Raw genomic sequence first — 13,841 nt, 5'->3', positions numbered from 1 at the left:
GGATCTGCTCACCGCCGGGGACGCGGCCGCTCTGCTGCGGGCGCGGATCGGGGTGCGGGCCGAGAGGGAACGAGCTGCCATCGGCGAGTTCCGAGCTGGCCGGCGACGCCGACCGGCGGCGGGCCTACGGGCTGGCCGCCCGGGTCGCGGTCAGTCGCCGCAGCTGGGCGGCTGTCGGCGACGAACTGATCGGGCACTACCACGCGGTTCGCGCGGTTTCCGCCACCGTCGGTCTGCCGGCCGCCTCGTGACCGGGGCGGCCGGCGGGTTGCGGATCCTGCGGCTCGCCAACTTCGTCACGGAACGCTCCGGCGGCCTGCGGACCGCACTGCGGCACCTCGGGGAGGGTTACCGGGCGGCCGGGCACGAACCGGTGCTTGTGGTGCCCGGTCAGCGGGCCGCCGACGAGACGTACCCGTGGGGGCGGGTCGTCACCGTGCCCGGCCCGGAGCTGCCCGGCAGCGGCGGTTACCGGCTGCTGGCCGGCCGACGCCGGTTGGCTCGGCTGCTCACCGACCTGGCACCGGACCGGTTGGAGGTCTCCGACCGGTTGTCGCTGCGCTGGACGGGCCGGTGGGCGCGGGCGCACGGGGTGCCGTCGGTGATGGTGTCGCACGAGTCGCTGACCGGGCTGCTCGGCCAGTGGGGGGTGCCGGACGCGCTGCGCCGTCCGACCGCCGACCGGCTCAACCGGGCGACCAGTCGGGCGTACGACCGGATCGTCTGCACGACCCGGTGGGCGGCCGGGGAGTTCGACCGGATCGGCGCCGACAACGTGGATCTGGTGCCGCTCGGGGTGGACCTGGACACCTTCACCCCGCACCGTGCCGACCCCCTCATGCGCGAGCGGTACGCAGCCGACGGCGAGTTGCTTCTGGTGCACTGCGCCCGGCTGTCCCCGGAGAAGCGGCCGGAGTTGGCCGTGCAGACCCTCGCCGAGCTGCGCCGGGAGGGCGTACCGGCGGTGCTGGTGATGGCCGGCGACGGCCCACTGGGCGGGGCGCTGGCCCGGCGGGCGGAAGGGCTGCCCGTCACGTTCACCGGGTTCCTGCCGGACCGCGCCACGGTGGCCGCGTTGCTGGCCAGCGCGGACGTGGTGCTGGCGCCTGGCCCGGTGGAAACCTTCGGTCTCGCCGGCCTGGAGGCGCTGGCCTGCGGCACTCCGGTGGTGGTCAACGCGGCCAGCGCGCTACCCGAGGTGGTCGGCGGGGCCGGCCTGGCGGCGTACGGCTCGGGGGTCTCGATGGCGGCGGCGGTGCGGCGCCTGGCGGCCCGACCGGAGGCGCAGCGGCGGCGGGCGGCCCGGGCGCGGGCCGAGGAGTTCGGCTGGCCGGCCGCGGTCGCCGGGTTCCTCGGTGTGCACGGCGCGGACGTTCCCCGGGGCACCGCGAGCGGGGTGGATCGCCGCACCGCATAGGGTGCAGGCATGGCGCGACCTGACGGGCGAGGGCCCTCTCAACTCCGACCGGTGACCCTGAGCCGAGGCTGGAGCACCCATCCGGAGGGCTCGGTGCTCGTCGAGTTCGGCGGCACCCGGGTGCTCTGCACGGCGAGCGTCACCGAGGGGGTGCCCCGCTGGCGCAAGGGCTCCGGGCTCGGTTGGGTGACCGCCGAGTACGCGATGCTGCCCCGGGCCACCAACACCCGCTCCGACCGGGAGAGCGTCAAGGGCCGGGTCGGTGGCCGTACCCATGAGATCTCCCGGTTGATCGGCCGTAGTCTGCGGGCCAGCATCGACCTCAAGGCGCTCGGGGAAAACTCGATAGTGCTCGACTGCGACGTGCTCCAGGCCGACGGCGGCACCCGCACGGCCGCGATCACCGGCGCGTACGTCGCGTTGCACGACGCGGTGAGCTGGCTCGCCGCCCGCAAGTCGCTGGCCGGTAAGCCGGAGAAGGTGATGCACCGCTCGGTGGCCGCGGTCAGCGTGGGGATCATCGCCGGGGAGGCCCGGCTCGATCTCTGCTACGAGGAGGACGTCGCCGCCGAGGTGGACATGAACGTGGTGTGCACCGGCACCGGCGACTTCGTCGAGGTGCAGGGCACCGGCGAGGCGGGCGTGTTCGCCCGCGACCAGCTCGACGCCCTGCTCGACCTGGCCGTCGCCGGCTGCGCCGAGTTGGCCGAAGCCCAGCGGAAGGCACTCGCATGAACAAGGTCCTGCTCGCCACCCGTAACCGTAAGAAGCTGGTCGAGCTTCAGCGGATCCTGGACGGCGCGCTCGGCGCGCACCGGATCGCCCTGCTCGGGCTGGACGACATCGAGCAGTACGCGGAGCTGCCGGAGACCGGCCTGACCTTCGGCGAGAACGCGCTGATCAAGGCGCGCGAGGGCTGCCGGCAGAGCGGCCTGCCGACCATCGCCGACGACTCCGGGCTCGCTGTCGACGCGCTCAACGGGATGCCGGGGGTGTTCAGCGCCCGCTGGTCCGGCAGGCACGGCGACGACCGGGCCAACCTTCAGCTGGTGCTGGACCAGATCGGCGACGTGCCCGACGAGCAGCGGGCCGCCTCGTTCGTCTGCACCGTCGCGTTGGTGCTGCCGGGCGGCAAGGAGCACCTCGTCGACGGCCGGCAGTCCGGTCGGGTGCTGCGCGCGCCGCGCGGTGACGGTGGGTTCGGCTACGACCCGATCTTCCTGGGCGACGGACAGGACCGGACCAACGCCGAGCTGACCCCGGCGGAGAAGGACGCCATCAGTCACCGGGGCAAGGCGTTGCGCGAGCTGGCCAAGCTGATCGCCAAGGTGCTGCCGCCCGCCGCCTGACCCGCGGCGGACGACAGCGACCCGCCGGAGATCAGCCCAGCGGGCCGACCTCCCGTTCGATGGCGGCGCGCAACTCCGGCCCGCCGACGACGGCACGGGCCGCCTCCATCACCGGGGCGAGGAACACGTCCGGGCCGGGCTCGCCGGCTGCCGTACCGAGCGCGGCGACGGCCGCCCGGCCGGACGGGGACGGCTCCAGCGGGGCGCGCAGTTGGAGGCCGCGTACGCCGGCCAGCAGCTCCACCGCGAGCAGGCTGGTCAGGTTGTCCAGGACGGTGCGCAGCTTCTTGGCGGCGGCCCAGCCCATCGAGACGTGGTCCTCCTGCATTCCGCTGGTGGGCAGCGAGTCCACCGAGGCGGGGGCGGCCAGTCGACGGTTCTCGGCGACGATGCCCGCCGCCGTGTACTGGGCGATCATCAGCCCGGAGTTGACCCCCGCGTCGGGGGAGAGGAACGCCGGCAGTTCCCGGGAGCGGGTGACGTCGAGCAGCCGGTCGACCCGCCGCTCGGCGATCGCGCCCACCTCGGCGGCGGCGATGGCGAGGAAGTCCGCGGCGAAGCCGAGCGGTGCGCCGTGGAAGTTTCCGGTCGACTCGACCCGGCCGTCCGGCAGCACCACCGGGTTGTCCACAACGGACACCAGCTCCCGGCCGGCGACGGTGCGGACGAAGTCCAGGGTGTCGCGGGCCGCGCCGGCCACCTGCGGCGCGCAGCGCATCGAGTACGCGTCCTGCACGGCGTGCGCCAGGTCGTCGCGGTGCGAGTCCATCACCCGGGAGTCCTGCAACAGGCGGTGGATGTTCGCCGCCGACGTCGCCTGACCGGGGTGTGGACGGATCGCGTGCAGCTCGGGCAGGAACGGCCGTTCCGAGCCGAGCATCGCCTCGATGGCCAGCGCGGCCGTCACGTCGGCCATCGCGAACAGGTGCTCCGCGTCGTGGATGGCCAGCAGCAGCATGCCGAGCATGCCGTCGGTGCCGTTGATCAGCGCCAGCCCCTCCTTGGCGGCCAGCTCGATCGGCTTGAGCCCGGCGGCGGTCAACGCGTCGGCGGCGTCCTGCCGTTCACCGGCCGGGCCGAGCACCCAGCCCTCGCCGAGCAGTACCAGCGCGCAGTGCGCCAGCGGCGCCAGGTCACCGGAGGCGCCCAGCGAGCCGTGCTCCGGAACCCACGGGGTGATGTCGTGGTTGAGCAGGTCGACCAGGGCTTCCGCGACCAGCGGCCGGACCCCGGAGCGGCCCAGTGCGAGGGACCGGACGCGCAGCAGCATCATGGCCCGGACCACCTCGCGCGGCATCGGGGCGCCCACCCCGGCGGCGTGCGAGCGGATCAGCGCGTGTTGCAGCTCGGCCCGCCGCTCCGGCGCGACGAAGGTGTTTGCCAACGCGCCGAACCCGGTGGAGACGCCGTAGACGGGACGGCCCGACGACTCGATGCCGTCCACGATGGCCCGGCTGGTCGCCATCGCGTCGATGGTGGCCGGGGCGAGGACGACGGTGGCGGTGCCGCGGGCCACCGCGAGCACGTCGTCGGCGGAGACTCCGGTGGGCTGGATGGTCACGTGCGTCATTGCGGAACTCCGTTGCGTATTACCTGGCGGATCAGGGGGACACCGGGCCGGTAGGCCAGGTGCAGGTGTGACGGCGCGTCGAGGACGACGAGGTCGGCCCGCGCGCCGGGCGTGAGGACACCGATGTCGTCGCGGCGCAGCGCCCGTGCGCCACCGGCGGTGGCGGCCCAGACCGCCTCCGCCGGGGTCATCCGCATCTCGCGGACCGCGAGGGCCACGCAGAACGGCATCGACGAGGTGTACGACGAGCCGGGGTTGCAGTCCGTCGCCAGCGCCACCGTGACACCGGCGTCGAGCAGCCGGCGGGCATCCGGGTAGGGCGAGCGGGTGGAGAACTCCGCGCCGGGCAGCAGGGTCGCCACGGTGCGGGTGCCCGACCCGTCGCTGTGGGCCGTGTCGGCCAGGGCGGCCACGTCGGCGTCGCTCAGGTGGGTGCAGTGGTCGACGCTGGCCGCGTCCAGCTCCACACCCAGTTGCACCCCGGGGCCGGGGCCGAGCTGGTTGGCGTGCAGCCGTACGCCCAGGCCGGCGGCCTGACCGCAGGCCAGGATGGCGCGGGCGTGGTCCACGTCGAAGGCACCCCGCTCGCAGAACACGTCGATCCACTTCGCGTACGGGGCGGCGGCGGCCAGCATCGGCCCGCAGACCAACCCCACGTAGTCGTCGGGGCGGTCGGCGTACTCGGCGGGCACCACGTGCGCGCCCAGGAAGGTGGTCTCGGTGCTGGTCTCGGCGGCGATCCGCAGCGAGCGGGCCTCGTCGGCGACGGTCAGGCCGTACCCACTCTTGATCTCCATGGTCGTGGTGCCCTGGCGCAGCGCCTCCCCGCGCAGCCGGCGCACCGTGGCACGCAGTTCCTCGTCGGTGGCGGCCCGGGTGGCACCGACGGTGGTGCGGATGCCGCCGCCGGTGTAGGGCTGACCGGCCATCCGGGCGGCGAACTCGGGGGCCCGATCCCCGGCGAAGACCAGGTGGGCGTGGCTGTCCACGAACCCGGGCAGCACGGCGGCACCACCGGCGTCGACGTGATGGTCGGCGGCCGGCGCGTACGTGGACGGCCCGACCCAGACCACCCGACCCGCCTCGACCAGCACGGCGGCGTCGCGGCGGATGCCGAGCGGACCCTCGCCGGCACCGTTGGTGACCAGTTCCCCGATGTTGTCGACGAGCAGGCTGCCGCTCATGCGGGCGTCACCGCCTCGATCGCTGACGACAGTTCGGCCGGCACGTCGACGGTCAGGTGCCGACCCTCGGCCACCACCACCCGGCCGTCCACCACCACCTGCTCGACGTCCGCCGCGCCGGCAGCGAAGAACGCGCCCACCGGCGGCACCCCGGCGGTGCGGGCGCTGTCCAGGCGTACCGTCACCAGGTCGGCGCGGGTGCCCACCGCGATCCTTCCGGCGTCGGCCCAGCCGAGCGCGGCGTGCCCGGCGAGGCTGGCCGCGTTCAGCAGGTCGAGCGGCGCGAAGTGGCCGCGCCGGCGGGTCCGCAGCCGCTCGTCCAGCTCGACCGCCCGAGCCTCCTCGAACAGGTCGATCACGGCGTGGCTGTCGCTGCCGAGGCTCAACCGGATGCCGGCGTCGGCCATCAACCGGGCCGGGCCGATGCCGTCGGCGAGGTCCCGCTCGGTGGTCGGGCAGAGGCACACCCCGGTCCGGCTGTCGGCGAGCAGGGACAGGTCCGCGCTGGTGGGGTGGGTGGCGTGGACGGCGGTGGTGTGCGGCCCGAGCACGCCGTGCTCGGCGAGCAGCGCGGTGGGCGAGTGCCCGTGCACGGCCCGGCACTCGTCGTTCTCGGCGGGCTGTTCGGAGAGGTGCACGTGCAGCGGCGCCTGCCGCTCCCGGGCCCAGTCGGCGACAGTGCGCAACTGATCGGCCGGGACGGCCCGCACCGAGTGCACGGCCGCGCCGACCCGGACGTGCGGGTCCGTCGGTTGGAACGCCGCGGCCCGCTCGGCCCAGCGGCCCGCGTCACCGTCGCCGAAGCGACGTTGCGGCCCGGCGAGGGGCTGACCGTCCACGCTGGAGGTCAGGTAGCAGGCGTCCAGCACTGTGAGCCGGATCCCGGCGTGCGCGGCGGCCTCCACCAGCGCCGCGCCCATCGCGTTCGGGTCGTCGTAGGCGCCGCCGTCCGGTCGGTGGTGCAGGTAGTGGAACTCGCCCACGCAGGTGATCCCGGCGAGCGCCATCTCGGCGTAGACGGCCCGGGCCAGCGCGAGGTAGGTGTCCGGGTCCAGCCGGTCCGCGACGGCGTACATCTGGTCCCGCCAGGTCCAGAAGTCACCCCGCCCGGCGTGGGTACGCCCACGTAGCGCCCGGTGGAAGGCGTGCGAGTGCACGTTGGACAGGCCCGGCAGGGTGAGGCCGGGCAGTGGCACCGCGTCGGCGTACACCTCGACCCCGGCCTCCGGCCCATGCGCTCCCAGCAGCGGCGTCACCGCGGTGATCCGGCCGTCCTCGACCTCGATCAGCACGTCGGGGGTGGGTTCGGCGTGCTCGGGCAGCCAGGCGTACTCGGCGAGCCAGCGGTTCGGTGTCACCGGCACGTCAGCTCCTCCAGCACCCGGGCCAGCGCCCGTACCCCGGCGGCGCAGTCGTCGTCGGTGGCGGCCTCGGCGGGGGAGTGGGAGACGCCGGTCGGGTTGCGCACGAAGAGCATCGCGGTGGGCAGGTACGCGGCGAGCACCCCGGCGTCGTGCCCCGCGCCGGTGGGCAGCACCGGCGCGTCGAGCAGCGTGGCCAGCCGTTCGGCCAGCCCGCCGTCGAAGGCGACCACCGCTGTGGCCGACTCCTCGGTGACGGTCACCGTCGTACCGTCGCGGCGGGCCCGCTCGGCGAGCTTGCCGCGTACCGCGTCGACCAGCCCGGTCAGCGTCTCCGGGTCGGCCGCCCGGGCGTCCAGCCAGCCGGTCACCTTCGACGGGATCGCGTTTGTGGCGTTGGGTTCGACGGCGACCCGGCCCACGGTGGCGTGCGCGCCCCGCAGCCGGGCCTCCTTGTTGGCCGCCAGCACCGTGAACGCGTAGGTCAGCATCGGGTCGCGGCGGTCGGCCATCCGGGTGGTGCCCGCGTGGTTGCCCTCGCCGACGACGTCGAAGCGCCACCGGCCGTGCGGCCAGATCGCACTGGCCACCGCTACCGGCGCGTCCGTGTCGACGAGCGCGCGGCCCTGTTCGACGTGCAACTCCACGAACGCGCCGAACCGGCCCAGCAGCTCCGGGCGGGCGCCCGCCGGCCGGTCACCGAGCGCCTCGGCGAAGCTCACCCCGGCCGCGTCACGCAGGCCGGCCGCGCGCTCGGCTGACAGCGCCCCGGTGAGCAGCCGAGACCCCAGACACGGTACGCCGAAACGCGCTCCCTCCTCCTCGACGAAGGCGCCCAGCACCAGCGGCCGGCCGGGGGTGACACCGGCGGCGCGCAGCTCGTCCACGGCGAGGAACGCGCTCACGATGCCGAGCGGCCCGTCGTACGCCCCGCCGTGCGGCACCGAGTCGAAGTGGCTGCCGGTGAGCACCGCGTCGGACGCCTCCGGGTCACCCCAGTGGGCGAAGAGGTTGCCGTTGCCGTCCTCGGTGACCGGCATGGCACGGTGCTCGGCCTGCGCCCGGAACCAGGCGCGCAGCTCCCGCTCCGGCTCGGTCAACGCGTACCGCAGATAGCCGCCGCTGTCGGCGTCCCGCCCGACCGGCGCGATCTCGTCCCACAGCGCCCGGAACCGGGCGGAAAGGTCGTCGCTCACGCCGGGTCGCCCTCCGTCATGGGTACCCGGACCCCGGTGCGGTCGGCGACCTCGCGGGCGCTCTCGTAGCCGGCGTCGACGTGCCGGATGACGCCCATCGCCGGGTCGTTGGTGAGCACCCGCTCGATCTTCTGACCGGCGAGGGCGGTGCCGTCGGCCACGCACACCTGCCCGGCGTGGATCGACCGGCCGATACCCACCCCGCCGCCGTGGTGGATGGACACCCAGGACGCCCCGCTTGCCGTGTTGACCAGGGCGTTCAGCAGCGGCCAGTCGGCGATGGCGTCGGAGCCGTCGGCCATCCCCTCGGTCTCCCGGTACGGGCTCGCGACGCTGCCGGTGTCCAGGTGATCCCGGCCGATCACCACCGGGGCGGAGAGTTCGCCGGAGGCGACCATGTCGTTGAACCGCACGCCCGCCCGGTCCCGTTCGCCCTGACCGAGCCAGCAGATCCGGGCCGGCAGGCCCTGGAAGGCGATCCGCTCGCCGGCCAACTTGATCCACCGGGCCAGCGACTCGTTCTCCGGGAACAGGTCGAGGATGGCGCGGTCGGTGGCCGCGATGTCGGCCGGGTCGCCGGAGAGCGCCGCCCACCGGAACGGACCCCTGCCCTCGCAGAACAACGGCCGGATGTACGCGGGCACGAAGCCCGGGAAGTCGAAGGCGCGCTGATAGCCGCCGAGCTGCGCCTCACCCCGGATCGAGTTGCCGTAGTCGAACACCTCGGCGCCCGCGTCGAGGAAGCCGACCATCGCCTCGACGTGCCGGGCCATCGACGCGCGGGCCCGGTCGGTGAACTCGGCCGGCTTCGCGGCGGCGTAGTCCCGGGCCTCGGCCAGCTCCACCCCCACCGGCAGGTACGCCAGTGGGTCGTGCGCGCTGGTCTGGTCGGTCACGATGTCGATCTCGACGCCCCGGTTCAGCAAGTCCGGGAAGACCTCGGCGGCGTTGCCGACCACGCCCACGCTCAGGGCCCGGCGCTCCCGCTTCGCGGCGCGGACCCGAGCGATCGCGTCGTCCAGGGAGTCGGCGACCTCATCCAGGTAGCGGTCGTGCACCCGACGGTCGAGCCGGGTGCGGTCCACATCCACGATCAGGCAGACGCCGCCGTTCATGGTGACCGCGAGCGGCTGCGCGCCGCCCATTCCGCCGCAGCCGGCGGTCAGCGTCAGCGTGCCGGCGAGGGTGCTTGCGAACCTCTTGGCGGCCACCGCCGCGAAGGTCTCGTAGGTGCCCTGGAGGATGCCCTGGGTGCCGATGTAGATCCACGAACCGGCCGTCATCTGCCCGTACATGGTCAGGCCGAGCTGTTCGAGGCGGCGGAACTCCGGCCAGGTCGCCCAGTCGCCGACCAGGTTCGAGTTGGCCAGCAGCACCCGGGGCGCCCACTCGTGGGTGCGCATCACCCCGACCGGACGGCCCGACTGCACCAGCATCGTCTCGTCCTCGCGCAGGTCGGTCAGCGTGCGGACCAACGCGTGGTACGACGGCCAGTCCCGCGCCGCCTTGCCGGTGCCGCCGTAGACCACCAGGTCGTCGGGGCGTTCGGCCACCTCGGGGTCGAGGTTGTTCATCAACATCCGCAGGGCGCCCTCCTGCTGCCACCCGCGGGTGGTGAGCTGGCTGCCCCGTGCGGCACGAATGGGCTGGGTCATCTCTGGTTCTCCTCCGGTCAACCGAGGAACAACTGTCGGCGGGCCGCGGAGGCTTCGAATGCCTCCAGTCGGCGCTGGGTGTCGGCCGGCGTGGCGTCGCAGATCGCCTGCAACAGCACCATGGCCAGGGTCATCGGGGCGGTGTGCAGGTCGAAGACGAGCTGCGCGCCGACCGCCGCGGCGAGCACCACGTCGGCGTGCTCGGTGGCCGGGCTGACCGGCGAGTCGGTGATCGCCACCACCGTCAACCCGGCGTGGCGGGCGTCGCGCAGCGCGTCCAGGGTTTCCCGGGGGTAGCGGGGCAGCACGAAGGCCAGGACGGCGGACGCCCCGGCCTCGGCCGCCTGCTCCAGGCGGTCGGTGAGCAGGCTGCCGCCGTCGTCGAGGACCCGTACGTCCGGGTGCACCTTCGCCGCGAAGTAGGCGAAGTACGCGGCCAGCGGCGCGGCGGCGCGCAGGCCGAGCACCGGCAGTGGGCGGCTCTCGGCGAGCAACCGCCCGGTCTCGGCGATCCGGTCCCGGTCGGCGAGCTGACCGGCCAGCCGGTCCAGGTTGCCCATCTCCGCGCGTACCGCCTGCTGGAGTTCGTTGCCGGTGTCCGTCGATCCGCCCGGAGTCGAGCCGGTGAGGTCGCGCAGCCGGCGGCGCAGGGCCGGGTAGCCGTCGTGGCCGAGCGCGACGGCGAACCGGGTGACCGACGGCTGACTCACGCCGGCCAGCTCGGCGACCTCGGCGGCGGACAGGTACGCCACACCGGGGGCGTGCTGCACCAGGCAGTGCGCGATTCGGCGCTGGGTGGGGGTGAGGCGCACCCCTTGGAACAGGTCGAGCACCCGGTCAGCGGGTGCCGCGACAGCTCCTTCATTCATGAGCTGACTCTATGCATAGAAACTTTCATAGACAACCACCTCGGGTCACCCCCCGCCCCCCATTCAGCCGTCGCGGCTCGTAACATGCGGGCGTCCAGCGCGAGCAGGATCGCGCCAGCGAGAAGGAGCGTCGTGGTCGCAGTCGAGGACGCCCCGCCCATTCAGGCCTCTCGTCCGGCACCTTCTCCGCCCGTCCGGGCGACGGTCGGTGAGGCGATGCCGATCATCGCCCTGATCGGGGCCTTCTTCGTCGTCAACGACATCCGGTCGTGGCTGACGGCCCAGTACTGGGGCGACGAGGCGTGGGTCGCGCTCTCGGTCCGCTTTCCCCTCGCCGACCTGCCGGTGACGACCTCGTCCAGCCCGATCGGGTGGAGTTTCCTGCTCCGACTGGTCCCGGACATCGACCACCTCCGGGTCGTACCCCTGGGGTTCCAACTGCTGACCGTCGTCGCGGCCTACCTGCTGGGCCGCTCGCTGGCGTCCGAGCGCGCCCGGGGCATCCTCATCGGTGTGGTCAGCGGGCTCGCCGTCCTGCTCCTGCCGGTCCAGCAGACCCGCCACGACCTGAAGCAGTACACGGCTGACGCCGCGGTGGCGGTCTGCCTGCTCGCCCTGGCCACCTGGACCGGGCGCGCCTGGTCCCGGCGACGGCTCGCGGTGGTGGTGGCCGCTGTGGGTCTGGGCATGCTGCTGAGTCACACCACCGCCATCGTCGCGGTCTGTGTACTCGGCGGTCTGCTGCTCTCCGTCGCCATGCGTCGGGAGTGGGCGAGGACGGTCGAGGCGACCGTCGCCGGCCTGGTCGCCGGCGCACTCGTCGCGACCGTCTACTTCGGAGTGTCCGCCCGGGGCAACAGCGATGCCATGCGGGACTACTGGGACGACTTCCTGCCGAGCATCTCCGAACTGCCCGCACACCTCGTGCGGCAGATCAAGGCCCTGTCACCGATGCTCGGCGCACCCGTGCCGATCCTCGCGGCGCTGCTCGTGCTCGGCGTCGTCACGCTGTTCCGACGCGGACACGCGGCCCCGGCGATCGCCGTCCTCCTGCTGCCGGTGGCGGCCAGCGGCCTGGGTGTCGCGGGGATCTACCCGCTGCTCGACCCGCGCACGTCCCACTTCCTGATCGTGGTGGCGGGCCTGGTGGCCGGCATCGGCATCGTCGGTCTGGCCGACCTGACCGTCGCACTGGTCCGCCGCGTTCTGCCCCGGCTGGCACCGGGCGTGGTGGCCGCCGTGACCTGCGCCGTCCTGCTCACCAGCTTCGCCGCCGTCAACCACCGCTGGTATCGCCTGGACGGCGACGAACCCGGGGTCTGGCTGGCGCACCAGGCCATCACCGACATCGGGTCGTCGACCCGGTACGTCGCGGCGCACAAGGGGCCGCACGACCTCGTCGTGGTCAGCGGGCCCGCCTGGTTCGGGTTCACGCTCTACTCCGACCAGGATCCACTGAAGCTGGTCGCGCCGGTCGGCGGCACCGTCGGTTGGACAGTCGCCATGCCCACCCGCGCCGATGTGATCCTCCCGAAAGCCGCCGACGCGCCGTCCATCAAGGACGCTCTCGACGAGATTCTGGCCCGGGCCGCGAAACAGCCGCCCGGCACCCGGGTCTGGCTGGTGCGCACGTACACCCACCCGAGCGAGCCGGTGTGGCAGGCCGCGCTCGCCGACTATCGCGTGGAACGCGTCACGTCCGGACCGGAGCCGGTGGTCGTGATCAGCCAAAGGTGACGGCGACGACGAGTTGACGGGTGACCGCCAGGCGACTGACTGTGTCACCGGTCGGTACCATGCGCCTGGCGGTCGAGCGGAGGAGTTGGCATGCAGCCGGAAGGCCCCTACAGGTTCACCCACTTGCTGGGCGGTTCACCGGTGGGCAAGGCCTGGGCCGCCATCGACGAGCAGGGCCGGTTCGTGAGCGTGGCCGTGCTGGATGCGACGGTTGCCGCCGCCCCCGGTTGGCGGGAGGCGTTCGCCGAGGTCGCTAACGCGCTCGCCCAGTCACCCGACGGACCCCCGATCACGTACGCCGACTTCTCGGCCGCCGCGCCCTGGGTGGCGTACGCCGCCGAGGCCGGACCCGCCCCGGAGAAGCTGTTCCGCGCGCTCGGCGTGGAGTACCAACCGGTGCCCGCCGCCCCCCGACCCGTCTCCGCCCCTCCCCAGCCGGTGTCGGGTGTGCCGCAGCCGGTGTCGGGTGTGCCGCAACCCGTGTCTGGTGTGCCGCAGCCGGTCTCCGGTGTGCCGCAACCCGTGTCGGGTGTGCCGCAGCCGGTCGTCGACATGCCGCATGCCCCGTGGGCGGTGCAGTCGGCCGCGATTCCGAACCAGTCGCCTGCCCACCCCGTCTCGGCCGCGCCGGCGTCGAGCGCACCCGCATCGCCCGCCGGGCCGGCCGGCCACGACGTCGCGCCGACGCCGGCCACCGTGTCCGGCCCACCGGCCGACGTGCCCCCGTTCGACCCGTACGCCGCACCCGTACGGCGGATCAAGCCCTCGGCGCCGCCCAAGCGGCGTACCGGCCTCTGGGCGGGTGTGGCCGCGCTGGCCCTGGTGGCCGTGGTCGGTGGCGGCGCCGGCATCTACGCCCTCAGCTCGGATGAGCCCGACGACCCGGATGCTCCGCCGACCGCCACCTCCAGCGGCTTTCCTGCCGCGACCCCGCTCGCCCCCGGCCTCAAGCCCTGGGCGCAGGCCGCCCTGCGCAGCCCTGAGGAGCGGGCACTGGCCGTTGCCGGGCCGTCCATGGTCTTCGTGGAGGTCGTGTTCACCGGCTACGTCCGCAGCAAGGCCGGCGGTGCCCTGCTGGACAAGGCCCCGGTGACCTTCAGCCGGCGCTGTAGTGGCGTGGTCGTCCAGCACGAGGGGTACGTCCTCAGCAACAGCCAGTGCGTGCAGCCCAGCCCGGACGTCCTGGTCGGGGGTGCCCTGAACGCCGTGGCCAACCGGCTCGTCTCCGAGGGCAGCCTGCAGGCCAAGGACATCAGCACCTACACCCGCAGTCGGTTGAGCACCTCGGTCCTGACCGGCGCGAACGCCGGCGACCAGCCGGAGACCCGGCTGTACGGGCAGCTCAACATCGCCAAGGGCGAGGTGACGGACAGCCCGGCGATTGCCGGCACCGTCGTCCAGGCCCTCCCGATCGAGGCGGGCAACGTCGCCCTGATCAAGCTGGAGCAGAAGAACCTGCCCACGTCGGAGCTGAACACGTCGGCCAGCGTCAGCCCGGAGACG

10 protein-coding genes and 2 pseudogenes are annotated in these 13,841 nt (G+C 73.7%); 6 read left to right on the top strand and 6 right to left on the bottom strand.

Translation table 11 applies throughout. The features are described 5' to 3' along the window. From ABZ749_RS15035 to rdgB, 4 genes and pseudogenes are all read left to right on the top strand, one after another. A pseudogene (locus tag ABZ749_RS15035) lies at positions 1-251 on the top strand (hypothetical protein); the annotation flags it as partial. Then, positions 248-1,417, top strand: coding sequence for a glycosyltransferase (locus ABZ749_RS15030; RefSeq protein WP_357227839.1), 1,170 nt, complete (start codon positions 248-250; stop codon positions 1,415-1,417). The pseudogene ABZ749_RS15035 and the gene ABZ749_RS15030, both read left to right, overlap by 4 nt. A gap of 9 nt (positions 1,418-1,426) precedes the next feature. After that, the gene (rph, locus tag ABZ749_RS15025; RefSeq protein ID WP_357227836.1) at positions 1,427-2,152 is read left to right on the top strand and encodes a ribonuclease PH; all 726 of its coding nucleotides are present in this window, start codon (positions 1,427-1,429) and stop codon (positions 2,150-2,152) included. After that, a complete protein-coding gene (gene rdgB / locus ABZ749_RS15020) occupies positions 2,149-2,766 on the top strand; it encodes an RdgB/HAM1 family non-canonical purine NTP pyrophosphatase (protein ID WP_357227834.1) in 618 nt (205 codons plus the stop codon). Before rph ends, rdgB begins: the two co-directional genes overlap by 4 nt. A gap of 31 nt (positions 2,767-2,797) precedes the next feature. On the opposite strand, the gene hutH is transcribed toward rdgB, so the two are convergent. The 6 genes from hutH to ABZ749_RS14990 are packed head-to-tail and all read right to left on the bottom strand — an operon-like array spanning position 2,798 to position 10,601. Further along, positions 2,798-4,336 carry a histidine ammonia-lyase gene (gene hutH, locus ABZ749_RS15015; protein ID WP_357227831.1) on the bottom strand — a complete coding sequence of 513 codons (1,539 nt, stop codon included), beginning with the start codon at positions 4,334-4,336 and terminating at the stop codon, positions 2,798-2,800. After that, positions 4,333-5,520 (bottom strand): imidazolonepropionase, encoded by a 1,188-nt coding sequence (gene hutI / locus ABZ749_RS15010; protein ID WP_357227828.1) that lies wholly within the window; start codon positions 5,518-5,520, stop codon positions 4,333-4,335. Before hutI ends, hutH begins: the two co-directional genes overlap by 4 nt. Beyond that, positions 5,517-6,884: a formimidoylglutamate deiminase gene (locus ABZ749_RS15005; protein ID WP_357227826.1), complete on the bottom strand. Its 1,368-nt coding sequence runs from the start codon at positions 6,882-6,884 to the stop codon at positions 5,517-5,519. Before ABZ749_RS15005 ends, hutI begins: the two co-directional genes overlap by 4 nt. Next, positions 6,875-8,077 (bottom strand): allantoate amidohydrolase, encoded by a 1,203-nt coding sequence (locus tag ABZ749_RS15000; RefSeq protein ID WP_357227824.1) that lies wholly within the window; start codon positions 8,075-8,077, stop codon positions 6,875-6,877. The genes ABZ749_RS15005 and ABZ749_RS15000 overlap by 10 nt, the downstream gene beginning before the upstream one ends. After that, positions 8,074-9,732, bottom strand: coding sequence for a urocanate hydratase (hutU, locus tag ABZ749_RS14995; RefSeq protein ID WP_357227821.1), 1,659 nt, complete (start codon positions 9,730-9,732; stop codon positions 8,074-8,076). The genes ABZ749_RS15000 and hutU overlap by 4 nt, the downstream gene beginning before the upstream one ends. 17 nt (positions 9,733-9,749) lie before the next feature. Then, a complete protein-coding gene (locus ABZ749_RS14990) occupies positions 9,750-10,601 on the bottom strand; it encodes a MurR/RpiR family transcriptional regulator (RefSeq protein ID WP_357227819.1) in 852 nt (283 codons plus the stop codon). A gap of 132 nt (positions 10,602-10,733) precedes the next feature. Between ABZ749_RS14990 and ABZ749_RS14985 the strand changes: the two genes are divergently transcribed. Then, positions 10,734-12,338, top strand: a complete 1,605-nt coding sequence (locus ABZ749_RS14985; protein ID WP_357227816.1) for a DUF6541 family protein — start codon at positions 10,734-10,736, stop codon at positions 12,336-12,338. A gap of 90 nt (positions 12,339-12,428) precedes the next feature. Beyond that, positions 12,429-13,841, top strand: a pseudogene (locus ABZ749_RS14980) (hypothetical protein); the annotation flags it as partial.

The sequence above is a fragment of the Micromonospora sp. NPDC047753 genome, from assembly GCF_040642735.1.
Taxonomy (GTDB): domain Bacteria; phylum Actinomycetota; class Actinomycetes; order Mycobacteriales; family Micromonosporaceae; genus Micromonospora.
This window is presented reverse-complemented; position numbering and strand designations above follow the sequence as displayed.